This is a genomic window from Streptomyces naganishii JCM 4654, from assembly GCF_014650575.1.
GTDB classification, from domain to species: Bacteria; Actinomycetota; Actinomycetes; order Streptomycetales; family Streptomycetaceae; genus Streptomyces; species Streptomyces naganishii.
Genome location: NZ_BMVF01000002.1, coordinates 38,024 through 65,014, shown reverse-complemented (window position 1 = coordinate 65,014; position 26,991 = coordinate 38,024). Strand labels below are relative to the sequence as shown.

The 26,991-nt window shown below is 72.3% G+C and carries 22 protein-coding genes, 4 tRNA genes, 1 other RNA gene and 1 pseudogene; 16 read left to right on the top strand and 12 right to left on the bottom strand.

Going from position 1 to position 26,991, the window contains the following annotated elements:
• Positions 1-172: 172 nt before the first annotated feature.
• Together IE217_RS35170 and IE217_RS03095 are read left to right on the top strand one after the other, a co-directional pair.
• Positions 173-430, top strand: a complete 258-nt coding sequence (locus IE217_RS35170) for a DUF1877 family protein (protein WP_308432681.1) — start codon at positions 173-175, stop codon at positions 428-430.
• A 272-nt stretch (positions 431-702) separates the two neighbouring features.
• Positions 703-1,236: pseudogene (locus IE217_RS03095) on the top strand (site-specific integrase); the annotation flags it as partial.
• A gap of 62 nt (positions 1,237-1,298) precedes the next feature.
• Here IE217_RS03095 and IE217_RS03090 read toward each other — a convergent pair.
• Positions 1,299-1,386 (bottom strand) — tRNA-Ser (locus IE217_RS03090).
• A 72-nt stretch (positions 1,387-1,458) separates the two neighbouring features.
• On the opposite strand from IE217_RS03090, the gene ffs reads away from it, so the two are divergent.
• The 6 genes from ffs (at position 1,459) to IE217_RS03060 (ending at position 10,229) form a co-directional block, all read left to right on the top strand.
• Positions 1,459-1,557: signal recognition particle sRNA small type (ffs, locus tag IE217_RS03085), an RNA gene on the top strand.
• Between the two features lie 96 nt (positions 1,558-1,653).
• Positions 1,654-3,987, top strand: coding sequence for a DNA polymerase III subunit gamma and tau (locus tag IE217_RS03080; protein ID WP_190176131.1), 2,334 nt, complete (start codon positions 1,654-1,656; stop codon positions 3,985-3,987).
• A 162-nt stretch (positions 3,988-4,149) separates the two neighbouring features.
• Positions 4,150-5,403 carry a phosphoribosylamine--glycine ligase gene (gene purD / locus IE217_RS03075; RefSeq protein WP_190176130.1) on the top strand — a complete coding sequence of 418 codons (1,254 nt, stop codon included), beginning with the start codon at positions 4,150-4,152 and terminating at the stop codon, positions 5,401-5,403.
• A gap of 287 nt (positions 5,404-5,690) precedes the next feature.
• The gene (locus IE217_RS03070) at positions 5,691-7,535 is read left to right on the top strand and encodes a hypothetical protein (RefSeq protein WP_190176129.1); all 1,845 of its coding nucleotides are present in this window, start codon (positions 5,691-5,693) and stop codon (positions 7,533-7,535) included.
• Between the two features lie 190 nt (positions 7,536-7,725).
• The gene (locus tag IE217_RS03065) at positions 7,726-9,261 is read left to right on the top strand and encodes a N,N-dimethylformamidase beta subunit family domain-containing protein (RefSeq protein WP_190176128.1); all 1,536 of its coding nucleotides are present in this window, start codon (positions 7,726-7,728) and stop codon (positions 9,259-9,261) included.
• A 68-nt stretch (positions 9,262-9,329) separates the two neighbouring features.
• Positions 9,330-10,229: a phosphoribosylaminoimidazolesuccinocarboxamide synthase gene (locus tag IE217_RS03060; protein ID WP_190176127.1), complete on the top strand. Its 900-nt coding sequence runs from the start codon at positions 9,330-9,332 to the stop codon at positions 10,227-10,229.
• A gap of 42 nt (positions 10,230-10,271) precedes the next feature.
• Here the strand turns inward: IE217_RS03060 and IE217_RS03055 are convergent.
• The 8 genes from IE217_RS03055 to IE217_RS03020 all read right to left on the bottom strand — a co-directional run bounded on the left by IE217_RS03055 (position 10,272) and on the right by IE217_RS03020 (position 15,000).
• A tRNA-Gly gene (locus IE217_RS03055) sits at positions 10,272-10,347 on the bottom strand.
• A 23-nt stretch (positions 10,348-10,370) separates the two neighbouring features.
• Complete coding sequence (locus IE217_RS03050) at positions 10,371-11,021, bottom strand: response regulator transcription factor (protein WP_190176126.1); 651 nt, start codon at positions 11,019-11,021, stop codon at positions 10,371-10,373.
• Positions 11,018-12,331, bottom strand: a complete 1,314-nt coding sequence (locus IE217_RS03045; RefSeq protein WP_190176125.1) for a sensor histidine kinase — start codon at positions 12,329-12,331, stop codon at positions 11,018-11,020. Before IE217_RS03045 ends, IE217_RS03050 begins: the two co-directional genes overlap by 4 nt.
• A gap of 16 nt (positions 12,332-12,347) precedes the next feature.
• On the bottom strand, positions 12,348-13,124 hold the full coding sequence (locus IE217_RS03040; protein ID WP_190176124.1) for an ABC transporter permease: 777 nt from the start codon (positions 13,122-13,124) through the stop codon (positions 12,348-12,350).
• A complete protein-coding gene (locus IE217_RS03035) occupies positions 13,121-14,089 on the bottom strand; it encodes an ABC transporter ATP-binding protein (protein ID WP_190176123.1) in 969 nt (322 codons plus the stop codon). The genes IE217_RS03040 and IE217_RS03035 overlap by 4 nt, the downstream gene beginning before the upstream one ends.
• A 169-nt stretch (positions 14,090-14,258) precedes the next feature.
• Positions 14,259-14,334 (bottom strand) — tRNA-Gly (locus IE217_RS03030).
• An 81-nt stretch (positions 14,335-14,415) separates the two neighbouring features.
• A tRNA-Gly gene (locus tag IE217_RS03025) sits at positions 14,416-14,487 on the bottom strand.
• Positions 14,488-14,682: 195 nt separating this feature from the next.
• Positions 14,683-15,000: a histone-like nucleoid-structuring protein Lsr2 gene (locus IE217_RS03020; RefSeq protein ID WP_190176122.1), complete on the bottom strand. Its 318-nt coding sequence runs from the start codon at positions 14,998-15,000 to the stop codon at positions 14,683-14,685.
• 364 nt (positions 15,001-15,364) lie between these two features.
• Between IE217_RS03020 and purS the strand changes: the two genes are divergently transcribed.
• The 6 genes from purS (at position 15,365) to purM (ending at position 22,494) form a co-directional block, all read left to right on the top strand.
• Positions 15,365-15,637: a phosphoribosylformylglycinamidine synthase subunit PurS gene (gene purS, locus IE217_RS03015; RefSeq protein WP_190176121.1), complete on the top strand. Its 273-nt coding sequence runs from the start codon at positions 15,365-15,367 to the stop codon at positions 15,635-15,637.
• On the top strand, positions 15,634-16,314 hold the full coding sequence (gene purQ / locus IE217_RS03010; RefSeq protein WP_190176120.1) for a phosphoribosylformylglycinamidine synthase subunit PurQ: 681 nt from the start codon (positions 15,634-15,636) through the stop codon (positions 16,312-16,314). The genes purS and purQ overlap by 4 nt, the downstream gene beginning before the upstream one ends.
• Positions 16,311-18,569 (top strand): phosphoribosylformylglycinamidine synthase subunit PurL, encoded by a 2,259-nt coding sequence (purL, locus tag IE217_RS03005; RefSeq protein ID WP_190176119.1) that lies wholly within the window; start codon positions 16,311-16,313, stop codon positions 18,567-18,569. Before purQ ends, purL begins: the two co-directional genes overlap by 4 nt.
• 219 nt (positions 18,570-18,788) lie before the next feature.
• Positions 18,789-19,586 (top strand): maleylpyruvate isomerase family mycothiol-dependent enzyme, encoded by a 798-nt coding sequence (locus IE217_RS03000; protein WP_190176118.1) that lies wholly within the window; start codon positions 18,789-18,791, stop codon positions 19,584-19,586.
• 256 nt (positions 19,587-19,842) lie between these two features.
• Positions 19,843-21,372, top strand: coding sequence for an amidophosphoribosyltransferase (purF, locus tag IE217_RS02995; RefSeq protein ID WP_190176117.1), 1,530 nt, complete (start codon positions 19,843-19,845; stop codon positions 21,370-21,372).
• Positions 21,373-21,414: 42 nt separating this feature from the next.
• On the top strand, positions 21,415-22,494 hold the full coding sequence (gene purM / locus IE217_RS02990; RefSeq protein ID WP_190176116.1) for a phosphoribosylformylglycinamidine cyclo-ligase: 1,080 nt from the start codon (positions 21,415-21,417) through the stop codon (positions 22,492-22,494).
• Between the two features lie 117 nt (positions 22,495-22,611).
• Here purM and IE217_RS02985 read toward each other — a convergent pair whose 3' ends face one another.
• Together IE217_RS02985 and IE217_RS02980 are read right to left on the bottom strand one after the other, a co-directional pair.
• Positions 22,612-22,863 carry a DUF3073 domain-containing protein gene (locus tag IE217_RS02985; protein ID WP_190176115.1) on the bottom strand — a complete coding sequence of 84 codons (252 nt, stop codon included), beginning with the start codon at positions 22,861-22,863 and terminating at the stop codon, positions 22,612-22,614.
• Between the two features lie 296 nt (positions 22,864-23,159).
• Positions 23,160-24,257 carry a Leu/Phe/Val dehydrogenase gene (locus IE217_RS02980; RefSeq protein WP_190176114.1) on the bottom strand — a complete coding sequence of 366 codons (1,098 nt, stop codon included), beginning with the start codon at positions 24,255-24,257 and terminating at the stop codon, positions 23,160-23,162.
• Positions 24,258-24,488: 231 nt separating this feature from the next.
• Between IE217_RS02980 and IE217_RS02975 the strand changes: the two genes are divergently transcribed.
• Both IE217_RS02975 and bldC read left to right on the top strand, forming a co-directional pair.
• Entirely contained in the window at positions 24,489-25,358 is an 870-nt protein-coding gene (locus IE217_RS02975) for a DUF8083 family protein (RefSeq protein WP_190176113.1), read from the top strand.
• A 532-nt stretch (positions 25,359-25,890) separates the two neighbouring features.
• Positions 25,891-26,097: a developmental transcriptional regulator BldC gene (gene bldC / locus IE217_RS02970; protein ID WP_003949541.1), complete on the top strand. Its 207-nt coding sequence runs from the start codon at positions 25,891-25,893 to the stop codon at positions 26,095-26,097.
• 512 nt (positions 26,098-26,609) lie between these two features.
• On the opposite strand, the gene IE217_RS34455 is transcribed toward bldC, so the two are convergent.
• Positions 26,610-26,921, bottom strand: coding sequence for a DUF6274 family protein (locus tag IE217_RS34455; RefSeq protein WP_229864998.1), 312 nt, complete (start codon positions 26,919-26,921; stop codon positions 26,610-26,612).
• Positions 26,922-26,991 lie beyond the last annotated feature (70 nt).

Here is a 26,991-nt window from a genome sequence, read left to right as displayed (position 1 = left end):
AACTGAGACGGCCGCCCATGGTTCCAGAGCTGGCCTCACCACCATGGCACGTCCAGGCTGTCAGCCGGGATCACCCTCGCTCTCGCCAGGATCTTCCTGTCGAGGGCCCGTACGAGGGCACGTAGCTCACGCGCGCTCTTCCTCGGCAGTGCGTGAAGCGCGGTCTCCGGCCATGAGCATGATCGGTGAGTACCTGCGCGTTACGGCTGCTGAGCTCGACCGGGCGATTCAGGACCCTGACTGGGCGCTGGATTTCGCCGAAGGGGTCCAGGACGCTGAGGAAGAGTCAGGACCTGCGCCGACCGAAGCACGTCGTTTCAGCACGTCGAAGACCTGGGACATGCTGGGCTTCCTCTTGACGCGCGCCGACTTCCCGGTGGACATCATCCACGGCGAGGAGCCGTTTGCCGAGGATGAGGACTGGGGCTGATGTGTACCCCCTGGCTGGGGCGTATCCCCTCGGATGGGATGGGCCCGGAGCGCTTGAGTGGGGGCGTCCCTGGTACGACGGCCTGATGCAGTTCTTCGAAGCTGCCGCGGCGGCGAATGACGCCATGCTCGTGTGGCTCGACTGATCGCCTCTGCCTGTCGGCGAGCATGAGGAGGGTGTGGGCTCGCCACGCTGCCAGTGCCGTCGACCAAGGCAGCCGCGACGGCCCAGGCGACGACGGTGCCTGAGCCCTCATCTTGGGAAGCTGCAAAGAACTGGTGGACGCGGTCCGGTGCCTGGAGAAGCAGCGCGACGAAGGGTCCGCGCGCCAGCCCGGCAAGCCGTGGATGGTGGCAAGTGGCTTGAGCACTCGGTCGAGAACATCGCCAAGCCGGTCGTGAGCGAGAACACGTACGCCGGATACGAGGTGGCGGTCAGGGTGCACCTGGTGCCTGGCATCGGCCGGCACCGCATCGACCGCCTGGGGCCCGAGCACCTGGGAGAGTCCGCACCGCCGGATGCAGAGCGCCGGCAGCAAGGCGGGCACCGCTCACGCCGGCGTCCGGGACGGACGTCTGCACGATGCGCGGCACACCGCGGGCACCGTGCTGATGCTGCTCGGGGTCCCGGACCGGGTCATTGACCAGATCATGGGATGGGAGCCGGGCGGCGCCGCCCGGATGCGGGCGCGGTACCTGCACGTGACCGATCCCATGCTCAAGGAAGCGGCCCGGAAGATCGAGCGTGCCATCTGGGCAGCCCCAGAAAACCTCGCTGTGGACAAAGACCAGGACAACGCGGTCTGAGTAACGTCGAAGGGCCCCGCCGCGAACGGTGGGGCCCTTCGACATCGTGCCCGGTGAGGCACTGGCGGAGGATACGAGATTCGAACTCGTGAGGGGTTGCCCCCAACACGCTTTCCAAGCGTGCGCCCTAGGCCTCTAGGCGAATCCTCCGCCGGAAACATTACATGACCCGGAGGAGTGCTCGCGAACTCGTTCCCGGCTCCCGGGATCAGGTACTCTTTCGGCAGCCCCTCACGCGGCGCTATCTGACTGAACTCCCCCAGGGCCGGAAGGCAGCAAGGGTAGGTTGGCTCTGGCGGGTGCGTGGGGGGCGCTTGCGTTCCAGGCAGCGGCGGCGGGCGGGCCGCGGGCCCGCGTTCCCGAGGTCACGTCCGTGGGCCGGGCCCGTTGTCGGTGGGCGCCTATAACCTCGTATGCGTGTCGTCTCTCGCGCTGTACCGCCGCTACCGACCGGAGTCCTTTGCCGAGGTCATCGGGCAGGAGCATGTCACCGACCCGCTGCAGCAGGCGCTGCGGAACAACCGGGTCAATCACGCGTACCTGTTCAGCGGTCCGCGCGGTTGCGGCAAGACGACCAGCGCCCGCATCCTGGCCCGCTGCCTGAACTGCGAGAAGGGGCCGACGCCCATCCCGTGCGGGGAGTGCGAGTCGTGCCAGGACCTGGCCAGGAACGGGCCGGGGTCCATCGACGTCATCGAGATCGACGCCGCTTCGCACGGTGGCGTCGACGACGCCCGTGACCTGCGGGAGAAGGCCTTCTTCGGGCCCGCCCGCAGCCGGTACAAGATCTACATCATCGACGAGGCCCACATGGTCACGTCGGCCGGGTTCAACGCTCTGCTCAAGGTCGTCGAGGAGCCACCCGAGCACCTCAAGTTCATCTTCGCCACCACCGAGCCCGAGAAGGTCATCGGGACCATCCGCTCGCGGACCCACCACTACCCCTTCCGGCTCGTCCCGCCCGGCACCCTGCGGGACTACCTCGGCGAGGTCTGCGGCAAGGAGGACATCCCCGTCGAGGAGGGCGTGCTCCCGCTCGTCGTGCGCGCCGGCGGTGGTTCCGTGCGTGACTCCATGTCCGTCATGGACCAGCTGCTGGCCGGTGCGGGGGAGGAAGGTGTGACCTACGCCATGGCCACCTCCCTCCTCGGGTACACCGACGGCTCGCTGCTCGACTCCGTCGTCGAGGCCTTCGCCTCCGGGGACGGCGCCGGCGCCTTCGAGGTCGTCGACCGTGTGATCGAGGGGGGCAACGACCCCCGCCGGTTCGTGGCCGACCTGCTGGAGCGGCTGCGGGACCTCGTCATCCTCGCCGCGGTGCCCGACGCCACCGACAAGGGCCTCATCGACGCGCCCGCCGAAGTCCTGGAGCGGATGCAGGCCCAGGCGCGTTCCTTCGGGGCCGCCGAGCTGAGCCGCGCCGCCGACCTCGTCAACGAGGGGCTCACGGAGATGCGCGGCGCCACCTCCCCGCGCCTCCAGCTCGAGCTGATCTGCGCCCGCGTGCTGCTGCCCGCCGCGTACGGCGACGAGCGCTCGGTCATGGCCCGCCTCGACCGGCTGGAGCGCGGCGTGAGCTTCTCCACGGGGGCAGGGACGCCCCCGATGGGGTACGTGCCCGGACCCGAGGCGCATGGGGGCGGTGCCGGCGCCGTGGCGCCCCTCGGTGGCGGTGCCGTCCCGGGTGCGGTGCCCCCCGGCGGTGGTGTCGCGGCTGCCCGGGCCGCCGTGCGCGGGGCCGGGGGTCCTGCGGCTCCCGCGACTGGGGGACCCGCGGCTCCCGGGGACGAGGGCCAGGGCGAGGGGAGCGTCGGGGCCGGTGCGCCCGTCGGTCCCGGTGCGTCTGCCGGGGGTGATGGCGCCGGGGCGCCCGCGGCGGGCGCTCGTCGCGGTGAGCCCTCCGTAGCGGCAGCTCCCGCCGCGGCCGAACACCCGCAGCCGCCCGCCTCGCCCGGTGCCTGGCCCACCGCCACCGCGGCGGGCGGTGGCAGGCGGCCCGGTGGCTGGCCCACGGCCGCGGCCCCTGGCGCCCCCTCCGCACCGCCCCAGCACTCCGCACCCACCCCGCCCTCCACCCCTGCCCCGGCCGCATCCGCCTCCACGGCCCCCGCCGCCGGCGGGCTCGACCCGCGGACGCTGTGGCCGAACATCCTGGAGGCGGTGAAGAACCGCCGCCGCTTCACCTGGATCCTGCTCAGCCAGAACGCCCAGATCACCGGCTTCGACGGCACCACGCTCCAGATCGGCTTCGTGAACGCCGGCGCCCGCGACAACTTCGCGAGCAGCGGCAGCGAGGACGTGCTGCGCCAGGCGCTGGCCGAGCAGTTCAACGTGCAGTGGAAGATCGAGGCGGTCGTCGACCCCACGGGCGGCGGCTCCGCACCCCCCGCCCCCGGCGGATACGGCTCCGGCGGATACGGCTCCGGCGGATACGGCGCGGGTCCCGGAGGCGGCGCCCCAGCGGCGGCGCGTACGGCGGCTGCCAGGCCGCCCGCCGCGCCCGCCGCCGCGTCGCCCGCCCGCCCCCCGGTCGGCTCCCCGGGCGCTCCCCCGGCCACGCCGGCCCCGGAGACGCGGCCCGCCCCCGCCTCCGAGACGGCGCCCTCCACGCCCCGTGCGGTCCCGGTGGCCCCCGAGGACGACATCCCCGAGGACGACGACCCCGACCTCAACGAGTCCGCGCTCTCCGGTCACGAACTGATCGTGCGCGAGCTGGGCGCGACGGTCGTCGAGGAGTACACCACCGAGTAGACCGGGTAGACCGAGCAGCGGCGCCGACGCTGCCCCGTGCCCCGTGCGCCGGACAACCTCGTCGTGCCGGGCCGCGGCTCGGAGGAACGTACGAACGCCCCGCGACCGCGCCCTCGGCGGCCCGCACAAACCCGATCGGCCCGCTGCCGTTAGGCTGACCCCGTGAAGGTCCTCGTCATCGGCAGCGGCGCGCGTGAGCACGCCCTGTGCCGTTCCCTGTCCCTCGACCCCGACGTCACCGCGCTGCACTGCGCGCCCGGCAACGCCGGCATCGCCGAGGTCGCCGAACTGCACCGGGTCGACGCCCTGGACGGCGCCGCCGTCGCCGCGCTGGCCACGGAGCTGGGCGCCGACCTCGTCGTCGTAGGCCCGGAGGCGCCGCTGGTGGCCGGGGTCGCCGACGCCGTGCGCGAGGCGGGCATCGCGGTCTTCGGCCCGTCCGGCGAGGCCGCGCGGCTGGAGGGCTCCAAGGCCTTCGCCAAGGACGTGATGGCCGGCGCCGGAGTGCCCACGGCCCGCTCCTACGTCTGCACCACGGCCGAGGAGGTCGCCGAGGCCCTCAACGCCTTCGGCCCGCCCTACGTGGTCAAGGACGACGGCCTCGCCGCCGGCAAGGGCGTCGTCGTCACCGAGGACGCCGAGGCCGCCCGGGCGCACGCGGCCGCCTGCGAGCGGGTGGTGATCGAGGAGTACCTCGACGGCCCCGAGGTCTCCCTCTTCGCGGTCACCGACGGCGTGACCGTGCTGCCGCTCCAGCCCGCCCAGGACTTCAAGCGCGCCCTGGACGGCGACAAGGGCCCGAACACCGGCGGCATGGGCGCGTACTCCCCGCTGCCGTGGGCCGACCCCAAGCTGGTCGACGAGGTCCTGGAGACCGTGCTCCAGCCCACGGTGGACGAGATGCGCCGCCGGGGCACCCCGTTCTCCGGTCTGCTCTACGCCGGTCTGGCGATCACCAGCCGCGGTGTGCGGGTCATCGAGTTCAACGCCCGCTTCGGCGACCCCGAGACCCAGGTGGTCCTCGCCCGGCTGAGGACGCCCCTGGCCGGTGTGCTGATGGCCGCCGCCACCGGCGGGCTCGCCCATCTGGAGCCGCTGCGCTGGAGCGACGACGCGGCCGTCACCGTGGTCGTCGCCTCGCACAACTATCCGGGCACCCCGCGCACCGGCGACCCCATCACCGGACTGGACGAGATCGCCGCCGTGGACGCCCCGCACGCCTACGTCCTGCACGCGGGCACCAGGCGCGAGGGCGACGACGTGGTGAGCGCGGGCGGCCGCGTGCTGTCCGTCACGGCCACCGGCAAGGACCTCACCGAGGCCCGGGACCGCGCGTACACCGCGGTCGCCCGGATCCGTCTCGACGGCTCCCAGCACCGCACGGACATCGCCGCGAAGGCGGCCGCGGGCGCGTAGCGCACGCCCTGCCCGCTCGCGGCGGGTCGCGCCGGGCGCGGCTCGCCAGGCCCACAGGCCCCGGACGAAATCCGGGGCCTGATCGTTGCAGTACGTCGCCCACCTCTGACCAAAGCCATTCCATCGAGTGAGCAATGCCCCATCCGGCTGACGGGGGACGGGCCCCCAACTAGGGTGCGGCGCAGGTGTTCCGGCACTTGGCCCACCGGCATTGCGATGTCAGTGGCGGGTGTCACAGTGGGGGAGTGAGCAACACCAGGACTGCCGGGAGGGGGTGACGACCGGTCGTGACCGGTACGGGTGTGGAGATCGGCGCGCAGGCCGCGCGCTCCCAGGCCCTCGCCGTGCTGCGCGTGCGCAGCCGCGCGCTGGCCGTCGCCCTGCTGCCCGCCGCCCTCGCGGTGATCCTCTTCGCCGGCGACGGCACCGGCCACCTCGTGGGCCGGGGCTGGGACGTCGCCCGCTGGGTGGTGGGCGCCGTGGCGGTCGTCGTGCTGCTGCTGGCCGCGGGCGTCGGCCTGGTCGTCGCCCGGGCCCGCCCCGCCATGAGCCCGACGGTCCCGATCCCCGAGGAGTCCGCCCCCGACCTGTACCGCCTGGTCCGCGACCTCGCCGACCGCCTCGACGTCCCCGCGCCGTCCGCGATAGCCCTGACGCCGGACTGCGACAGCTGGCTGGAGGACCGCACCCACCCGGCCCACGGCCCGCCCCCGCGCGAGGAGCACGACGGCGCGGACGGCCTGCGCGGCCTGCCCCCGTCCCGCCCGCGCGGGATACCGGTGGCCCCCGTGCTGGTCATCGGCTCCCCCTTCCTGTGGTGGATGCGGGTCGGTGAGCTGCGGGCGGTCCTGGCCCCGGTCGTCGCCGGTACGGGGCCCTCGGCGCACCCGGACATAGCCGCGGCCCGCCGCTTCGTCCGTGGCCTCGACGCGGCGGTGGCCGTCGCCTCGACGTCCGGGCGCTGCGCCCCGTCCCGCTCGCTGTGCGCGGGCCTGGGCTGGGTGGCCCGGCTGCTGCTGCGCGGCTGCCGGGAGCACGCTGCGGAGATGGAGCGGGGGGTGGCGTCCGCGGCCGCCGAGCGCGCGCAGGCCGTGGACTACGGCCTGCGGATCGTCGCCCAGGAGCAGGTGGGCCTGGCCTACGCGGGCTGGGACCGGCTGCTGACCCGGGTGGCGCTCCCCGCCTGGCGGATGGGCCGCTGGCCGTCCCGGCTGGACGCGGGCGTGGTCGCGGCCCTGACCGAGCTGTCCCGGCGGGACCGGCTGGCCGAGGGGTTCGCCTCGCGGCTCGGCGAGCGTCCCGCCTGCGACCTGCTGGAGGAGCCCGGCACGGTGGACGAGGCGGCCTCGCTGCTGGCGGCCCGGCTCTTCCATGGCGGTCCGGCCGAGCGCGGCCCGGACTGGGCCCCGGTCGACTGGCAGGAGTATCCGGAGGAGGTCGTCGACCGCAAGTGGCGCACCGACGCGGCCCGTCTGCACCGGGTGCTGGACTCGCTGGGCGTGCGCCGCTCCCCCGGCCCGCCGGCGTCCGACCCGTACGGACCGACCCTGGCCCGCGTCCTGGACCACCTGACCGTGGACCACCAGACCCCGACGTCGGTCACGCCGGCGCCCACGCCGGCCGCTTCCGTGGCCCCGCAGGTCCCGCCGGTCCCGCAGGCCGAGAAGGGCAGTGAGGACGACACGGACGGCATGGACGACACGGACGACACCGACCTGGCCAACGAGCGCGGTGCCGTGCTCGCCGCCGGGCTCAGCGCCGAGCTGGCCCGCGAGGAGGCGGCCGCCCCGGCGGCACGGACGGTGCCGGCGGAGGACGCCGGCCTGCTCGCCGGCACGCTCGCCTGGGACGAGGGCGCGCTGCCCCTCTTCCCCCTCCAGCCGCCCCGCAGCGGCCGGGACCTGCTCGCCGACCACGTGACCGCGATGGTCTGCTGCGCGGCGATGGACACCGCGGGCGCCACCCCCGGCCTCGACTGGCTCGACGGCCCCGCCCTGCTCCTGAACGGCGGCAGGGCCACCGACCTCGGCCCCAAGGTCCTCGCCCTCGTCGAGGAGGGCGATCCGGCCCCGCTGCGGGCCTGGCTGATCGATTCGGGCATACGTCCGGAGAAGCCGGTGCGCCTGGTCTGACCTCGGGCGATGCGCGTCGCCCGGCCGGAGTACCGGACCCCCCGCTTCCACTTTCGGCCAATTCGCAACGAATAGTGACAGCCTGCGTGCGTAATGTGATGTGCTTGGACCGATCGCGCACCTGGCAAACGCTCGCGACATACGACATCCGTCGAAGGCGGACCACGGGGGCACGAGGGAGGGGACGGCCATGGCACCGGAGCACATCCGACGCTGGGAGTCGGGAGCACTCGCGCACGCCGTGACGGACCCGTTCGGCCAGGGTCCCGTCCCCTGGCTGCGCGGCAGCGAGACCTACTTCGACGACACCGGCCAGGTCGTCCCCTGGTACGTGGACCCGCAGCCCGCGCCCGGCACCGCCCCCGGCACGCCCTCCGCCCGGACCGCCAAGGCCACCGCCACCGCCCCCCGCGTCCCGGCCCCCCGCCCCTCCGGCGGCGGCCCCCGCTCGGCCGACGACGTGCGCCGCCAGATCAAGGGCTTCGCCTCCACCGGCGCGGTCACACCCGGCGAGGCGATCGACTTCCACATCACGGTCGACCCGCCCCAGCAGTTCGGCGTCGACGTCTACCGCATCGGCCACTACGGCGGCGACGGCGCGGCCAAGATCACCACCAGCCCGCGTCTTTCCGGCATCGTGCAGCCCCCGCCGCTGACCGCCGACCGCACGGTCTCCTGCCACCACTGGTGGCTGTCCTGGCGCCTGCAGATCCCGTCGTACTGGAGCGTCGGCGCCTACGTCGCCGTACTGACCACGGACGACGGCTACCGCTCCCACATCCCCTTCACGGTCCGCGACGACGACCCCGCGGACCTGCTGCTGCTCCTGCCCGACATCACCTGGCAGGCCTACAACCTCTACCCGGAGGACGGCCGCACCGGCGCGAGCCTCTACCACGCGTGGGACGAGCAGGGCCGGCTGCTCGGCGAGGCCGACGCGGCGACGACCGTCTCCTTCGACCGGCCGTACGCGGGCGCGGGCCTGCCCCTGCACGTCGGCCACGCCTACGACTTCATCCGCTGGGCCGAGCGCTACGGCTACGACCTCGCCTACGCCGACGCCCGCGACCTGCACGCCGGCCGAGTCGACCCCACCCGCTACCGGGGCCTGGTCTTCCCCGGCCACGACGAGTACTGGTCGGCGAGCATGCGCCGCACCGTGGAACTGGCCCGGGAGAACGGCACCTCGCTGGTGTTCCTGTCCGCCAACACCATGTACTGGCAGGTGGAGCTCGGCCCTTCCCCCTCCGGCGTCCCCGACCGCCTGCTCACCTGCCGCAAACGCAAGGGCCCGGGCCGCCCGCTCCTGTGGCGGGAGATCGACCGGCCCGAGCAGCAGCTGGTCGGCATCCAGTACGCCGGCCGCGTCCCCGAGCCGCACCCTCTGATCGTCCGCAACGCCGGCCACTGGCTGTGGGAGGCGACCGGGGCCGCGGAGGGCGAGGAGATCGCCGGCCTGGTCGCGGGCGAGGCCGACCGCTACTTCCCGCGCACCCCGCTCCCCGACCACGAGGACCGCATCCTGCTCGCCCACTCGCCGTACACCGACGGCGAGGGCGTCCTGCGCCACCAGGAGACCTCGCTGTACCGGGCGCCCTCGGGAGCCCTGGTGTTCGCCTCCGGCACCTTCGCCTGGTCCCCGGCCCTGGACCGCCCCGGCCACACCGACCCCCGTATCCAGCGCGCCACGGCCAACCTCCTCGACCGCATCTGCAAGCGCGACTGACCCGCCGTCCGCTCCCCGTGCCCGATACGGGAGAATCGGGGCATTGGACAGAACCACGGGGAGGAACCGTGTCCGGATTCGTCGAAAAGCCCGAGCCGATCCAGGTTCCGGGCCTGGTGCATCTGCACACCGGCAAGGTGCGCGAGCTGTACCAGAACGAGGCGGGCGACCTCGTGATGGTCGCCAGCGACCGCATGTCCGCCTACGACTGGGTGCTGCCCACCGAGATCCCCGACAAGGGCCGCATCCTCACGCAGCTGTCCCTGTGGTGGTTCGACAAGCTCGCCGACCTGGTCCCCAACCACGTCATCGGCACCGAACTGCCCGAGGGCGCCCCCGCCGACTGGGCCGGCCGCACCCTGGTCTGCAAGTCGCTGCGGATGATCCCCGTGGAGTGCGTGGCCCGCGGCTACCTCACCGGCTCGGGCCTGACCGAGTACGACCAGACCCGCACGGTCTGCGGACTCGCCCTGCCCGAGGGCCTGGTCGACGGCTCCGAGCTTCCCGGTCCGATCTTCACCCCGGCCACCAAGGCCGAGGTCGGCGAGCACGACGAGAACGTCTCCTACGAGGAGGTCGCCCGCCAGGTCGGCGCCGAGACCGCCGCCCACCTGCGCCAGGCCACCCTCGCCGTCTACGGCCGGGCCCGGGACATCGCCCGGGAGCGGGGGATCATCCTCGCCGACACCAAGTTCGAGTTCGGTTTCGACGGGGACACACTCGTCATCGCCGACGAGGTGCTCACCCCGGACTCCTCCCGGTTCTGGCCGGCCGACCAGTGGCAGCCGGGGCGCGCGCAGCCGTCGTACGACAAGCAGTTCGTCCGTGACTGGCTGACCTCCGCCGAGTCCGGCTGGGACCGCCACAGCGAGCAGCCCCCGCCGCCGCTGCCCGAGCGGGTCGTCGAGGCGACCCGGGTCAAGTACGTCGAGGCCTACGAGCGGCTGACCGGCACCCCCTGGAGCTGAGCGCACGACGAAGGCCCCGGTCGGTGACCGGGGCCTTCACTGTGGAGCGGACGACGAGGCTCGAACTCGCGACCTCAACCTTGGCAAGGTTGCGCTCTACCAACTGAGCTACGTCCGCGTTGCGCCGTGGCGCGAGGCCAACTATACCCAACCTCGCTCCCGCGCGAGCCTTACCGCCGCATGCCGGTTCTCGGCGCCCAGCTTGGTCATGGCGGACGACAGGTAGTTGCGCACGGTGCCCGGCGAGAGGGAGGCCCGCTCGGCGATCTCCGCCACCGGCGCCCCGTCGGCGGCGAGCTCCAGCACCTCCGCCTCACGCGAGGTCAGGGGGGAGTCACCGGAGGAGATCGCGTCGGCGGCCAACTCGGGGTCGACGTACCGGTTTCCGGCGTGGACGGTACGGATGATCTCGGCGAGCCGCCGGGCACTGAGGGTCTTCGGGACGAACCCGCGCACACCCGCCTCGAGCGCCCGCTTCAGATGCCCGGGCCGCCCGTGACCGGTGACGATCAGCACCCGGCAGCCCGGCAGCTCGGCCCGCAGCGATGTGGCGACCTTCACACCGTCCGCGCCGGGCATCTGGAGATCGAGCACGGCCACGTCCGGGACGTGCGCCCGGGCCATGGCCAGCGCCTCCGGGCCGCTGGCCGCCTCCGCGACGACCAGCAGGTCGTCCTCCAGGGCGAGCAGCGCGGCGAGCGCGCCCCGGATCAGGTGCTCGTCGTCGGCGAGCAGCAGCCGGACCGGTCCGGCGGGCGCCGTGGCGGCGGATTTGGCGGTTGGTGTCGTCATGGAGCGGCCTCGCTGGTCTCTCGGTTCAGGGCAGCCGCCCTCGTACCGGTGGTATCCGCCGTACCGGTGGTGTCCGCGGTACCGGCCGTCACCTCCGTCACGGCGGTCGCCGGCAGGGGTATCGCGGCGGTCAGCCGGAAGCGCCCGGGGCCCGCGGAGCCGGCCCGCAGGGTGCCGTCGAGTTCCTGGAGGCGTTCGCGCAGCCCGGCGAGTCCGGAACCCGGCCGGTCGCCGGCGGGCGGGTCGGGCACGCCGTCGTTCTCGACGGACAGCTCGGCGAGACCGTCCGTCACCCGCAGGGACACGGCGCACCGCCGGGCGTCGCCGTGCCGGAGCACGTTCGTCGTGGCCTCCCGTACGACCCAGCCGAGCGCGGACCGCACCGGGGCCGGGAGGCCGGGGGCCGAGCCGGTGACCGAGCAGTCGATGCCGGCCGCCGTCAGGACGCCCCGCGCACCTGCGAGTTCGGCGCCGAGGTCCACCTCGCGGTAGCCGCGGACCACCGCGCGCACCTCGCGCTGCGACTCGTGCGCGAGCCGCTGCACCTCGATCATCTGCTCCACCGCCTCGGGCCGCCCGCGCCGGCCCAGCCGCACGGCCAGCTCCGCCTTCAGCGCGATCACCGCGAGGTCGCGGCCCATCACGTCGTGCAGGTCCCGCCCGAACCGCAGCCGTTCCTCGGCGACCGCGAGCCGGGCGCGGGTCTCGCGCGCGGCGTCGAGTTCGTAGACGGCGTTCAGCAGCCAGACGGAGAAGACCGAGGTGAAGGCGAGGAAGCCGCCGGCCACCAGTACGAGGACGGTGGTGACGAGAGCCGCGGCGGCGGGCAGGCCCAGCACCGGCGCGGCCAGTCCGCAACCGGCCGCGAACCCCGCGACCACCGCGAAGGCACGGCGTCGGCTGCGCGTGCCGAGGGCGAGCGTGCCGGCGCCGAAGGCCGGCACTCCCGCGAAGACGCCGCCGGCGGCGGTGCCCGCCCCGCCGCCCGGCGTCGCGTGCGTCTCGACGACGAGCGCGGCCAGGGCGAGGACGGCGGTGAGCGTGCCGAGCGCCCGCAGCAGGAGCAGGGGCTGACCGCGCCGGCCGCGTGTCCAGTGGAGCGCCCGGGACGCGGTCACCGCGCAGGCGGCGGCGTGCACCGTCACGATCGCCGCGAGCGAGGCCCCGAGCCCCGCCCCCGCCCGGGCGAAGGCCGGCAAGCCGATCGCCGGAACCTCGAGCAGCGCGAAGAGATGGAACGACCACCGCGTGTACGTCTCGACCTTGGCCGGCGTGCTCTTCTTCCGCCACCAGCTTCCCGGTCCCCGCATGTTCCCCCCGCCCCCCTCAGCGCCGTGGCTCCCAGCGGAACCAACGCCGTACAGCAAACACCCCGAGGACCAGCCAGGCCAGCGCCAGCGCCACCGCGCGCAGCACCTCGCCCGCGTCCGCCCCGCCGGTCCAGCCGTCCCGCACCAGGGTCATAGCCGGGGTCAGCGGCAGCAGCGCGCAGGCGGCGGCCAGCCGGTCGGGCAGCATCTGGAGCGGCACGGCGAGCCCGGAGCCCATCATGGTCACCAGCACCAGCGGGATCGAGGTGACCTGGGCGCTCTCGGCGGTGCGGGTGAAGCCCGCGGTGACCGCGGCGAGGACCACGCTCAGGGCGAGCCCCAGCAGCAGCCCCAGCACGGCCAGTTGGGGAGCGCGCGGCGCGGGCACGTGCAGCAGGGCCGTGCACCCGGCCGCCAGGAGCAGCGACTGCGCGAGGCCCGTGAGGGCGGCGGGCAGCGCGGCCCCGGCGAGGATCTCGGCGTCGCGCAGCTCGCCGGTGCGCAGCCGCTTGAGGACGAGCTGCTCGCGCCGGGCGGCGAACGCGCCGACGAGCGTGGAGTACACGGCGAACAGCAGCGAGAAGCCGATGGCGGCGGGCAGCAGGATCAGGCCCACCGTGAGCCCGGTGCCCTTCAGGTCCATCTGCTCGACCGCCGAGCGCACGGTGAACGGCAGCACCAGCGGCACGAACAGAGCCGTGACGACGGTGCTCCTGCTCCGCCCGAGCAGGGTGAGTTCGGCGCGGGCGAGCGCGGTCATGCGCCCGGCGGGTGTGGTGAGGGTGCCGCTCATGCCGCGTACTCCTGTGTCCGTGTGGGTTCCTGTGCGGCGGACGCCTCCCGGGCGATGGTGAGGAACGCCTCCTCCAGCGAGGCCGCCCGGGCGTCCAGGCCCCGCAGTTCCAGCCCGGCCCGCCGCGCCCACAGCAGCAGTTCGGTGGCCGTGTGCTGGAGCCGGCGGGTACGCAGCCGTACGACGCGGCCGTCGGTCTCGTGGCCGCACACGCCGAGGGCGGCGAGCGGGGGCAGGTCGCCCAGGAAGTACCCGTCGGGCAGTTCGAAGGTGATCCGGGCGGGCTGGGCGGCCGTGACCTCGGCCGGGGTGCCGGCCGCGGCGATGCGTCCCTCGTGCAGGATGGCGAGCCGGTCGGCGAGGCCCTCGGCCTCCTCCAGGTAGTGCGTGGTGAGGAGCACGGTCGTCCCGCTCTCGCGCAGCGACCGCACCAACTCCCAGGTCTCCCGGCGCCCTTCGGCGTCGAGCCCGGTGGTCGGCTCGTCCAGGAACAGCACCTCCGGGTCGCCGAGCAGCGCGAGCGCCAGGTCGAGGCGCCGCCGCTCGCCGCCGGAGAGCTGCTTGACCCGGACGTCGGTGCGCCGCCCGAGGCCGACCTGGGCCAGCACCTCCCCGACGGGGCGCGCCCCGCTCACGCAGCCGGCCCACATCCGCGCGGTCTCGGCGACGGTCAGCTCGGAGGGGAAGCCGCCCTCCTGGAGCATCACGCCGGTGCGCGGCCGTACCGCGGCCCGCTCGGTGCGGGGGTCGTGGCCCAGGACGCGCACGCGCCCGCCGGCCGGGGCCGCGAGGCCCTCCAGGAGCTCGACCGTCGAGGTCTTGCCGGCGCCGTTGGTGCCCAGCAGGGCGAATACCTCGCCGCGGTCCACGTGGAAGGTGATGCCGCGCACCGCCTCGAACCCGCCCCCGTAGACACGCCGGAGGCCTGCGACCTCGATCACGTGCTCGTGTTCGTCGTTGTCCATGTCCTCAGCGTCCCGGCGGCCGGGGCCGGGCAGCAGTGCGCGGTGTCATCTCTCGGCATGACAAATGTCAGACGCGCGGAAACGAGCGGCGTGGACGGGGAACGGGTGAGGGAAGGGAGAGGGAAGGGAGAGGCACGAAAAAACCCCGGTCGTGTGACCGGGGTTTCTCTGGAGCGGACGACGAGGCTCGAACTCGCGACCTCAACCTTGGCAAGGTTGCGCTCTACCAACTGAGCTACGTCCGCATTGCCTCCGACCGGCTCCCACCGATCGGCGCGAGCACCAGCCTACCTGATCCACAAGAGTGGTCCGGACCGGCGGTGCAGAGCGGGTGACAGGAATCGCACACTGCGCCTTCCCCCTGGAAGGGGGATGTTCTGCTACTGAACTACACCCGCGTGTACTCCGTGGGTCCCGGCCTTTCGGCCGCGCCCCTCGGCGTGCTCCAGACATTAGCTGATCAGCAGGGGGGTTGCGCAAGTCGGTTGTCCCCAGGGCCCGCTGACGGACCCTGGAACCCGGCCCGGGCGGCACGTGCGCCCGCCCCTGCCGCCCGGGCCGCCCGCCTCGGCGGCAGGCGGAGCCCGGCGGCCTCACTGGGCCGCGCTGAACGCCTCGTAGACCTTCTTGGGGATGCGGCCGCGGGCCGGCACCTCCATCTTGTTGGCCTGCGCCCAGGCGCGGACGGCCGCGGGGTCGGGGGCGACCTCCGTCTGCCGGTACGCCTTGCCCGACTTCGACCGCTTGCGCCCGGCCTCCACGTACGGCTCGAGGGCCTTACGCAGTTTCCTGGCATTGGCTTGGTTCAAGTCGATCTCGTAGAACTTGCCGTCCAGTCCGAAGGCGATCGTCTCCGCCGCTTCCGAGCCGTCCATGTCGTCAAAGAGAGTGACCACGACACGCTGCGCCACGAATATCGGTCCCTTCGTGCGACATCACTGCGTCCACGTGCTCCGTCACGACCTGCGGGGCATGGGGAGATGTTCGCGAGATGTCGGCTGTCCGCCTGTTACCGCCGGAAAGTATCGGCTGTTGCCAATTCATTTGTACAGTGCCGGGCATTGGAAAGTGAAGCCCGACTAAATCTCTCCGCGTGTCCCAGTGCAATGCGGATCGGGAGCGGATCGCCGAACTTTCCCAGAACTTTTCACGATGCACCCCCCACGATGCCGGATCGTGATGGCCGTCACGTAGATTCCTACGAATCTACCCGTGTAGAAATTTTGGGCGGGTAGTCTGAAGGAACCTGCTCAGCACCACACACCGGGAGTGCCAGTGGCACGCGTCGTAGTCGACGTCATGCTCAAGCCGGAGATCCTCGACCCCCAGGGCCAGGCGGTGCAGCGCGCACTGCCGCGCCTGGGTTTCGAAGGCATCTCCGACGTACGTCAGGGAAAGCGATTCGAACTGGAAGTTGACGGGCCGGTCGACGAGGCCGCGCTCGCCCGCATTCACGATCTTGCCGAATCCTTCCTCGCCAACACCGTGATCGAGGACTTCACCGTCAAGGTCGAGTCCGACGACGTGGTCGCGGGGGCCGCGAAGTGACCGCACGTATTGGCGTCGTCACTTTCCCGGGCAGTCTCGACGACCGGGACACCCAGCGCGCGATCCGCCTCGCGGGCGCGGAACCGGTCGCCCTCTGGCACAAGGACAAGGATCTCAAGCAGGTCGACGCGGTCGTCCTGCCCGGCGGTTTCTCCTACGGCGACTATCTGCGGGCCGGCGCCATCTCCCGCTTCTCTCCGGTGATGGGAACCGTCATCGAGCAGGCGAAGGCCGGTCTGCCGGTCCTCGGCATCTGCAACGGCTTCCAGGTCCTCACCGAGGCCCACCTCCTGCCCGGCGCGATGCTCGGCAACGACCACCTGCACTTCATCTGCCGCGACCAGAAGCTGCGGGTGGAGAACGCGGAGACCGCCTGGACCGCCGACTACAGCGAGGGCCAGGAGATCTTCATCCCGCTGAAGAACATGGACGGCCGGTACGTCGCCGACGAGTACACCCTCGACAAACTGGAGGCGGAGGGCCGCGTCGCCTTCCGCTACCTCGACGTCAACCCCAACGGCTCGCTGCGCGACATCGCCGGCATCACCAACGAGGCCGGCAACGTCGTCGGCCTGATGCCGCACCCCGAGCACGCCACCGAGCCGCTGATCGGCACCGGCCGCACCGACGGCCTGCCCTTCTTCACCTCGATCCTCAAGAAGCTGGTCACCGCATGAGCAGGACGCCTCTGGACACGGTCGAGCACGCGGCCGCGACCCCCGACGTCGAGCTGCCCTGGGCCGAACTCGGCCTGAAGAAGGACGAGTACGAGCGGGTGGTGGAGATCCTCGGCCGCCGCCCCACCGGCGCCGAGCTCGCCATGTACTCCGTGATGTGGTCCGAGCACTGCTCGTACAAGTCCTCCAAGGTCCACCTCCGCCAGTTCGGCGAGAAGGCCCCCGAGAACGACGCCATGCTCGTCGGCATCGGCGAGAACGCCGGCGTCGTCGACGTCGGCCAGGGCTACGCCGTCACCTTCAAGGTGGAGTCGCACAACCACCCCTCCTACGTGGAGCCCTACCAGGGCGCGGCCACGGGCGTCGGCGGCATCGTGCGCGACATCATCGCGATGGGCGCGCGTCCGGTCGCGGTCGTCGACCCGCTGCGCTTCGGCGCGGCCGACCACCCCGACACCAAGCGGGTCCTGCCCGGCGTGGTCGCGGGCATCGGCGGCTACGGCAACTGCCTGGGCCTGCCCAACATCGGCGGCGAGGTCGTCTTCGACGCCTGCTACCAGGGCAACCCGCTGGTCAACGCCGGCTGCATCGGCGTGATGCGGCACGAGGACATCCACCTCGCCAAGGCCTCCGGCGCGGGCAACAAGGTCATCCTGTACGGCGCCAGGACCGGCGGCGACGGCATCGGCGGCGCGTCGATCCTGGCGTCGGAGACCTTCGACGACGCCAAGCCCTCCAAGCGTCCCGCCGTCCAGGTCGGCGACCCCTTCCAGGAGAAGCTGCTCATCGAGTGCACCCTGGAGGCCTTCGCCGAGAAGCTCGTCGTCGGCATCCAGGACCTCGGCGCGGCCGGCCTGTCCTGCGCCACCAGCGAGCTCGCCTCCAACGGCTCCGGCGGCATGCGCGTCACCCTGGACGACGTGCCCCTGCGCGACTCCACGCTCTCGCCCGAGGAGATCCTCATGAGCGAGTCGCAGGAGCGCATGTGCGCGGTCGTCGAGCCGGAGAAGGTCGACCGGTTCCTCGAGATCTGCGCCAAGTGGGACGTCATCGCCACCGTCATCGGCGAGGTGACCGACGGCGACCGCCTGGAGATCTACTGGCACGGCGGCAAGATCGTCGACGTCGACCCGCGCACGGTCGCCCACGAGGGCCCGGTCTACGAGCGCCCGTACGCCCGCCCCGACTGGCAGGACGCCCTCCAGGCCGACGACGCCGGCAAGCTGCCCCGCCCGCGGTCGGCGGAGGAGCTGAAGGCGCAGGTCCTGAAGCTGGTGGCCTCCCCCAACCAGGCCTCCAAGAAGTGGATCGCCCAGCAGTACGACCACTTCGTGCAGGGCAACACCGTGCTCGCCATGCCGGAGGACTCCGGCATGATCCGCATCGACGAGGAGACCGGCCTCGGCGTCGCCCTCGCCACGGACGGCAACGGCCGCTACGCCAAGCTCGACCCGTACACGGGCGCGCAGCTGGCGCTGGCGGAGGCGTACCGCAACGTGGCGACCACGGGCGCCAAGCCCCTCGCGGTCTCCGACTGCCTGAACTTCGGCTCGCCCGAGGACCCGGCGGTGATGTGGCAGTTCGCGGAGGCCGTGCGCGGTCTGGCGGACGGCTGCCTGCAGCTCGGCACGCCCGTGACCGGCGGCAACGTCTCGCTCTACAACCAGACCGGCGAGGCCGCCATCCACCCGACGCCGGTCGTCGCCGTCCTCGGCGTGATCGACGACGTGGCCCGCCGCACCCCGGTCGCCTTCCAGGAGGAGGGCCAGCTGCTGTACCTCCTGGGCGACACCCGCGAGGAGTTCGGCGGCTCGGCCTGGTCCCAGGTCGTCCACGACCACCTCGGCGGCCTGCCGCCCAAGGTCGACCTGGAGCGCGAGCGGCTGCTGGCCGAGATCCTGATCTCCGCCTCCCGCGACGGCATGATCGACTCCGCGCACGACCTGTCCGACGGCGGTCTGATCCAGGCGGTCGTGGAGTCCGCGCTGCTCGGCGGCAAGGGCGCGCGTCTGGTCGTACCGGACGGGCTGGACGCGTTCACCTTCCTGCTGTCGGAGTCGGCGGGCCGCGCGATCGTGGCGGTGCCGCGCTCGGAGGAGGTCCGCTTCAACGACATGTGCGGCGCGCGCGGCCTGCCCGCCACCCGCATCGGCGTCGTCGACGGCGAGACGGTCGAGGTCCAGGGCGAGTTCGAACTGTCCCTGGCCGAACTCCGCGAGGCCCACGAGACCACCATTCCGTCCCTCCTGACCTAGCCCACCGGCAAGCAGGGGCCCGACCGCTTCGGCGGCCGGGCCCCTCCTGCGTCCTGGACCACGGCACCTGGCGGTACACGCCGCGACGGCTGCCGGCGGCCGGTACCCGGAGGACGACCCCGCCTTGCCCGACGGAGGAGAGCACGGGCAGTCACCGGTCCCGAGCAGCCGTCAGGTGTACGTGAACCCGCCGCCGGCGCGGCGACTAGGCTCTGCGGCATGCCATCCGCCAAGAAGCGTGCCCGGACCTATGACCCGGTGAAGATCCGTGCGGCGGTGCTCGGGCAGCTGGGGCTGGTGCGCGAGGGCGTGCGGGGGCTGACCGGGGAGCAGCCGGCGCTGCCGACCCGGCTGGGCGACTGGACGGTCCGGGAGCTGGTCGCGCACATCGGGATGGCGGTCACGGCGATCGGGCGCGCGCTGGAGTTGCCCGAGCCGGCCCGGCAGGACGCGGTGCTGCTGGACTGGCCGTTCGCCACCGCCGCCAGCTCCTCGGCCATCGACGACTTCACGCGGCGGCTCGCCGGCGAGCACACCGACCTGGACGCCTATCTCGCGGGCGTCGAGGAGGACCTCGTACGGCAGCTCGACGAGCACCCCGGCACCCGCCTGCTGGCCACCAACGCCGGCGCCCTGCCGCTCGCCGACTACCTCGTCACCCGCACCGTCGAACTCGTCGTCCACACCGACGACCTGAACGCCGCCGTGCCCGGCCTGGAGGTGCCCTTCGAGCGCCAGGCGCTGGCCGCCTGCACCCGGCTGCTCGCCGACGCGCTCGCCGTGAAGGCGCCCGGCGGGTCGACCGAGGTGCGGGTGCCGCCGTACGCGGTCGTGCAGTGCGTGGAGGGCCCCCGGCACACGCGCGGCACCCCGCCCAACGTGGTCGAGACCGACCCGCTGACCTGGGTCCGGCTGGCCACCGGGCGCACGGCGTGGCGGGAGGCGGTCGAGGAGGCCCGGGTCAGTGCGAGCGGGGAGCGGGCCGACCTCGGTGCGCTGCTGCCGATCATGTCCTGAGCCCGGCCGGGCCGGACCGTACGGCGTACAGCGCGGGCCCGCCCGCCCGAAGGATGTGCGACACCTCACTCACGCGCCCGGCCGACGAGCCCGGCGGGAGCCCGCAGGCGGCCCGCAGGACGCCGGACGATCACTACCGCGCCCCGCGTGACCTGCGAAGACAGCGGAGCGGTGGCAGCGGTCGCGCTCCGTTGCTCCACTACCGGCGCGGATCCCGAATTCGGACCAGTGGTCGACCTCGCCTACACTCGGAGCCGTGCCACGTGGTGACGGTCGACTCAATCACGATCTGCTCCCCGGTGAGAAAGGCCCCCAGGACGCGTGCGGCGTCTTCGGTGTCTGGGCTCCGGGCGAAGAGGTCGCAAAGCTCACGTACTTCGGGCTCTACGCCCTCCAGCATCGGGGCCAGGAATCCGCGGGAATCGCGGTCAGCAACGGCTCCCAGATCCTCGTCTTCAAGGACATGGGCCTGGTCTCGCAGGTGTTCGACGAGACCTCCCTCGGTTCGCTCCAGGGCCACATCGCTGTCGGTCACGCCCGCTACTCCACGACCGGCGCCTCGGTCTGGGAGAACGCGCAGCCGACGTTCCGTGCCACCGCGCACGGCTCCATCGCGCTCGGCCACAACGGCAACCTGGTCAACACCGCCCAGCTCGCCGCGATGGTCGCCGAGCTGCCCAAGGAGGGCAACAGCCGCTCGGCCCGCGTCGCCGCGACCAACGACACCGACCTGCTCACCGCGCTCCTCGCGGCCCAGGTCGACGAGGACGGCAAGCCGCTGACCATCGAGGAGGCCGCCCACACGGTCCTGCCGAAGGTCCGTGGCGCCTTCTCCCTCGTCTTCATGGACGAGCACACCCTCTACGCCGCCCGCGACCCGCAGGGCATCCGCCCGCTGGTCCTCGGCCGCCTCGAGCGCGGCTGGGTCGTCGCCTCCGAGACCGCCGCGCTGGACATCACCGGCGCCAGCTTCGTCCGCGAGATCGAGCCGGGCGAGTTCGTCGCCATCGACGAGAACGGCCTGCGCACCTCCCGATTCGCGGAAGCGAAGCCCAAGGGCTGTGTCTTCGAGTACGTGTACCTGGCCCGCCCCGACACCGACATCGCCGGCCGCAACGTCTACCTCTCCCGCGTGGAGATGGGCCGCAGGCTGGCGAAGGAGGCCCCGGTCGAGGCCGACCTGGTCATAGCGACCCCGGAGTCCGGCACCCCCGCCGCGATCGGCTACGCGGAGGCCTCCGGCATCCCCTTCGGCGCCGGCCTGGTGAAGAACGCCTATGTGGGCCGCACCTTCATCCAGCCCTCGCAGACCATCCGCCAGCTCGGCATCCGCCTGAAGCTGAACCCGCTGAAGGAAGTCATCAAGGGCAAGCGGCTGGTCGTCGTCGACGACTCGATCGTGCGCGGCAACACCCAGCGCGCCCTGGTCCGCATGCTGCGCGAGGCGGGCGCCGCCGAGGTCCACATCCGGATCTCCTCCCCGCCGGTGAAGTGGCCCTGCTTCTTCGGCATCGACTTCGCCACCCGCGCCGAACTCATCGCCAACGGCATGAGCATCGACGAGATCGGCACCTCACTCGGCGCCGACTCGCTGTCGTACATCTCCATCGACGGCATGATCGAGGCGACCACCATCGCCAAGCCGAACCTGTGCCGGGCCTGCTTCGACGGCGAGTACCCGATGGAGCTCCCGGACCCCGAGCTGCTCGGCAAGCAGCTGCTGGAGACCGAGCTGGCCGCCGGCCCCGCCGCCACGGCCGCCGCCGACGCCATCCGCCGCCCGTAGACGGCCGTATCACTGCCGTACGACACGAAAGTTCTCATCGTCATGTCTGAGACCCCGACTGCCGAGGGCGGCGCCAGCTACGCAACCGCGGGCGTCGACATCGAGGCGGGCGACCGCGCCGTCGAGCTGATGAAGGAGTGGGTGCGCAAGACCCGGCGCCCCGAGGTGCTCGGCGGCCTCGGCGGCTTCGCCGGCCTCTTCGACGCCTCCGCTCTCAAGCGCTACGAGCGCCCGCTGCTCGCCTCCGCCACGGACGGCGTCGGCACCAAGGTCGACATCGCCCGCCGGCTCGGCGTGTACGACACCATCGGCCACGACCTGGTCGCCATGGTCATGGACGACATCGTGGTGTGCGGCGCCGAGCCGCTGTTCATGACCGACTACATCTGCGTCGGCAAGGTCCACCCCGAGCGGGTCGCCGCCATCGTCAAGGGCATCGCCGAGGGCTGTGTGCTGGCCGGGTGCGCCCTGGTGGGCGGTGAGACGGCCGAACACCCGGGCCTGCTGGGCGAGGACGACTTCGACGTCGCCGGCGCCGGTACGGGCGTCGTGGAGGCTGACCGGCTGCTCGGCGCGGATCGCATCCGTAAGGGTGACGCGGTCGTCGCCATGGCGTCCTCCGGTCTTCACTCCAACGGGTACTCCCTCGTCCGGCACGTCCTGCTGGACCGCGCCGGGATGTCGCTGGACACGCGTGTGGAGGACTTCGGCCGCACCCTCGGCGAGGAACTGCTGGAGCCCACCAAGATCTACTCGCTGGACTGCCTGGCGCTGACCCGCACCACCGACGTGCACGCCTTCAGCCACGTCACCGGCGGCGGGCTCGCCGCCAACCTGGCCCGTGTGATCCCCGACACCCTGCACGCCGTGGTCGACCGCGCGACCTGGGCCCCCGCCCCGGTGTTCGACCTCGTGGGCCGCAGCGGCGGCGTCGAGCGGCTCGAGCTGGAGAAGACGCTCAACATGGGCGTCGGCATGATCGCGATCGTGCCGCAGGAGTCGGCGGACGTGGCCCTCGCCACCCTGGCCGACCGCGGGGTCGACGCCTGGGTGGCCGGCGAGATCACCGACCGCGGCGAGCACACCACGGGTGCGGAACTGGTGGGCGACTACGCGAGCTGAGGCCGGGGTCCGGGGGCCGCGAGGCCCCGCGGGCACCCCGACGGCGATGGCCGACCCGCGGACAGCACAGAACCCGGTCCGTGGAAACCCACGGACCGGGCAGTGGTCGAAGCAAGGTCAAGCGCCGCGGCGACGCTGGTGCGAGGAGTCGTCGTCCTCGTCCTCTTCGTCGTCCTCGTAGAGCTCGGCGTACCGTGCGTAAAGGTCGTCGTCATGCTCATCGTCCTCGAAGCGGTCGCCGTTCGGCGACTGGTTCGACGTCGATGCGCCCAGCTCCTCGGCCAGGCGTGAGAGGTCCGTCCCACCGCTGTTGTACTTCAGCTGGCGGGCGACCTTCGTCTGCTTGGCCTTGGCCCGGCCGCGCCCCATGGCTCGACCCCCTCAACGACGGGGCTCAACGGCCCCAGAGTCTGACACGCGTTCATGATCCGGAACGGGCTCTCCTCGGAGAGACCGGTCCGTAGGGCTTCCACGGTACCTGAGCCCACGCCCATACGGTACGTCGCCCGCAGCACGCGCGTGTGCACAGAACCGTTGAGGCGCCCCGTCCTCGCTGGTCAATGGCGATTTTAACCACTTATTGGCCGACGACCCGCCGGTGGAAGTGAGAGTTCTCTCCAACTGTCCACCGGCAGGTACCGGTCAAACGAACGACACCCGCTTCGTCACCGCGTGCCGGCGGCCGCGGTGCGGGCCTCCGCCATCCGCTGCTCGGCGATCCGGTCGGCCGCGGCGGCCGGCGGAATCCCGTCGTCCTTCGCACGTGCGAATATGGCGAGCGTGGTGTCGAAGATCTTCGCGGCCTTCGCCCTGCACCGGTCGAAGTCGAATCCGTGCAGCTCGTCGGCGACCTGGATGACACCGCCGGCGTTCACCACGTAGTCCGGCGCGTAGAGGATCCCGCGGTCGGCGAGGTCCTTCTCGACGCCGGGGTGGGCGAGCTGGTTGTTGGCAGCGCCGCACACCACCTTCGCGGTCAGCACCGGCACGGTGTCGTCGTTCAGGGCGCCGCCGAGGGCGCAGGGGGCGTAGACGTCCAGGCCCTCGGTCCGGATCAGCGCGTCGGTGTCGGCGACGGCCCGCACCCCGGGGTGCTGCTCGAGCACGCGCCGTACCGCGTCCTCGCGCACGTCGGTGATCACGACCTCGGCGCCCTCGTCGAGCAGGTGGCGCACGAGGTGGTGGCCCACCTTGCCGACGCCGGCGATGCCCACCTTGCGGTCGCGCAGCGAGGGGTCGCCCCACACGTGCTGGGCGGAGGCCCGCATGCCCTGGTAGACGCCGAAGGCGGTGAGCACCGAGGAGTCGCCCGCGCCGCCGTTCTCCGGCGAGCGTCCGGTCGTCCAGCGGCACTCGCGCGCGACGACGTCCATGTCGGCCACGTAGGTGCCGACGTCGCACGCGGTGACGTAACGCCCGCCGAGCGAGGCCACCATCCGCCCGTAGGCGAGCAGCAGCTCCTCGGTCTTGACCAGCTCCGGGTCGCCGATGATCACGGCCTTGCCACCGCCGTGGCCGAGCCCGGCCATGGCGTTCTTGTACGACATTCCGCGCGCGAGGTTCAGCGCGTCGGCGACGGCGTCCTCCTCGTTCGCGTACGGGTAGAAGCGCGTACCGCCGAGCGCGGGGCCCAGGGCGGTGGAGTGGATGGCGATCACGGCCTTGAGGCCGCTGGCGCGGTCCTGACAGAGCACGACTTGCTCATGACCTCCCTGCTCCGAGTGGAACAGGGTGTTCAGGACGCCGTTGATCACGTCGGTCACGGTGGTGACTCCCGGGTAAGTAGCGGCGAGTGGGGACCGGCTCCCTGAGGGTGGCGGGGGCCGTGCCAGGAGAGTAGACCCTGACCCCCCTCACCATGGTCGCAGTGGCGGGGATCACGCTCCCGCGGAGTACGTTCCCACCCGGGCGTGGGACGATTTGCAGTGGTTTTCCGTCCGTCCGGGCGCGGACCGGTCGGGTTTCGCCTCCGGTCCCGTGGGGAGGGAGCAGGCGTGCCCAAGGTGTCCTCCGTGGTGGTCCCGTACGCGGCCTACTTGCGCGTGTACGAGCCGCTGGCCGCCTTCCCGGAGCCCGAGCGCGGCCACTGGGCCCGCTATGCCCGCCGCCCCGACCGCCCCTCCTACCAGGACGAACTGCGCCGCTCGCTGGCCGACCTGCTGCCCACCCCGCCCGTGCCGGTCCCGGTGCACGAGAGCCGGGACGCGTTCGTGCTCGACGTCGACGGGGTGGTCTGCGTCTGCCCCTGGCGCACCAGGCTGCGCGGCTGGCAGGCCCTGGACGAGCTCGCCGAGGAGCTCCCGGCGGTCGTCCTGGACGCGGTGCTGCCCCCGGTCGTACGGCGCCAGGCCGCCCAGGACTACGAGCGCTGGCTCACCGACAACCCCGACGCCCGCCCCTGGATCCGCACCGCCACCTGGCAGGTGCCGCTCAACTGGTTCGTGCTGGTCTCCGACGACGAGCGCGAGTACGTCAAGGGCTCCGGCGCCCCGGGCGACGCCGGCGGCCTGGGCGGCGAGGCGCCGCTGCTGCGCTACCGCACGCCGATGGTGCAGGCCCGGCGCCGGGTCGCGCGGGGGCTGCGCGCGCTCAGGGACGCCATCGACGAGGGACCGCTGATCGACGGTCTCGTGGACGTCGGGCGCTGGCTGGAGGAGTTCCACCCGCGCTCGCTGGTGGAGCTGGACTACGGCGGGCTGGTGCACGTGCTCCCGGCGGGCGAGCTGGAGGGCGACCACTCGGCGGCGGACGTGGCCGCGGGCATCGAGGCGCTGCGCCACGGCGACGGGGAGGCGGCGGGCGAGGCCTACGGGCGGCTCGTGGAGCGCTGGCGGGCGGTGCGCGACCGGCGGTCGGCGAACTGACGGCGTGACAGGAGTGATCTGGGTCACGGCCGAGACGTGCTTGAACAGCGTACGGTCAAGGGCATTTCGGGGAGCTGACGGGATGTAGACCCCGATCCGGGCGTTTGCGTCAAGGGTGACGGACCGCACTTACAAGACCCTTGCTCTACTTGCCCCTCCCCATGCCAAAATAGGACAAGGAGCCCGGGGAGGGCTCCTTCCGCCCAACTATGCTCCGCTCAGGGTGGAATCTCTGCATTGCACGCTTTGGGGGGTCTGGTGCCTCCTGATCGCCCTGTGACTGATCGTCACAGTGGCGTGACTGTCCGCTATGGCATGGTCCATCGGCTTCCGTCGCTGATGAACACCTGGGAGGGCAATTCCATCGGTTTGGCCGACGCGGCTGGACAGATGGTGTAGTTGTAGTGCCGAGGACAAGCCGTTCGTCCTATAACCGACTCGACTCGCGTCCGCCATTTCGGGCAACGCGGGTCAAGGTGCAGAATTTAGAGGAAAGAACCGAGAAGGTTCGGTTCTCCCGAGGAGGCCGCTCATGACCGCTCGCACCCCTGATGCCGAGCCGCTGCTGACCCCGGCTGAGGTCGCCACCATGTTCCGCGTCGACCCGAAGACGGTCACGCGCTGGGCGAAGGCCGGCAAGCTCACGTCGATCCGCACGCTCGGCGGGCACCGCCGCTACCGCGAGGCCGAGGTCCGCGCTCTGCTCGCGGGCATCCCGCAGCAGCGCAGCGAGGCCTGACCAACCGCATAACCGGGCAAACCGGCTGGTCCCCCACTGGCCGACACGTCCGGGAACCGCAGCTCCAAGCGACGCGGGACCTGCCCCAACAGGCCCCACGCCCAAGCCGTCAGAGCTTTTGAGGCACATCAACACGGGTGCGTCGTCGATCGCGCTGGACTCCGCCGGGTCCAGCGCGATCTTTTTTGTGCGCGCGGGGGCGCGCGGGGGCGCGCGGTCGCCGCCCTGGGCGGTGTCCCGGGCGGCTGCGTGAGCGGGCTTGTCGGAGTCTGGGGAGGGCTGTCGGATCACCTGTGAAGCAGCCCGCCGAGTGGTGCAATTGCACATATTAAATTGACCGGTTGTAGGGCAGGCGTAAGTACCGCGATGTCAGAAACTCATGCGGTGACACCCGTCACATGCCGGGACGCTTGTTGCGTACGGCGGCTGTGCGCTAGAGGAGGTTCCGGTTCCACCGGCCCACGAGCGCACGGGAGTTCGGGACCGCAGGCTTCGGTCGTACGTACGCGGGCTCACGCGGTCGAGGGGCTCTCGGCGGCCGTGGCCGGCTCCTGCGGCCCGTCGGAGGCGCCGAGGGCCGTCTGGACCGCCTGGGCTGTCTGAACCGCCTGAGCTGTCGGGACCGCCTGGGCCGTCTGCGGGGGGATCGCCTGTGGAGGAATCGTCTGGGGAGGGATCGTCTGTGGGGGGCTGTCCATCGCCAGCCGCAGGAGGTGACGGCAGACCGGACAGTGGCGGGTGAGATGGCGGTACGACGAAGCGGCCGCGAGATGTGCGCGGAGCAGTGCCCGGGTCTCGTGCCTGGCCGATGCCGATGCCGCCATACGCCACCTCCAGCGGACCGTACGGGAACGGGCCCTGTTCCCTGGGTACCGAGGGAATGTGACCCCGTCA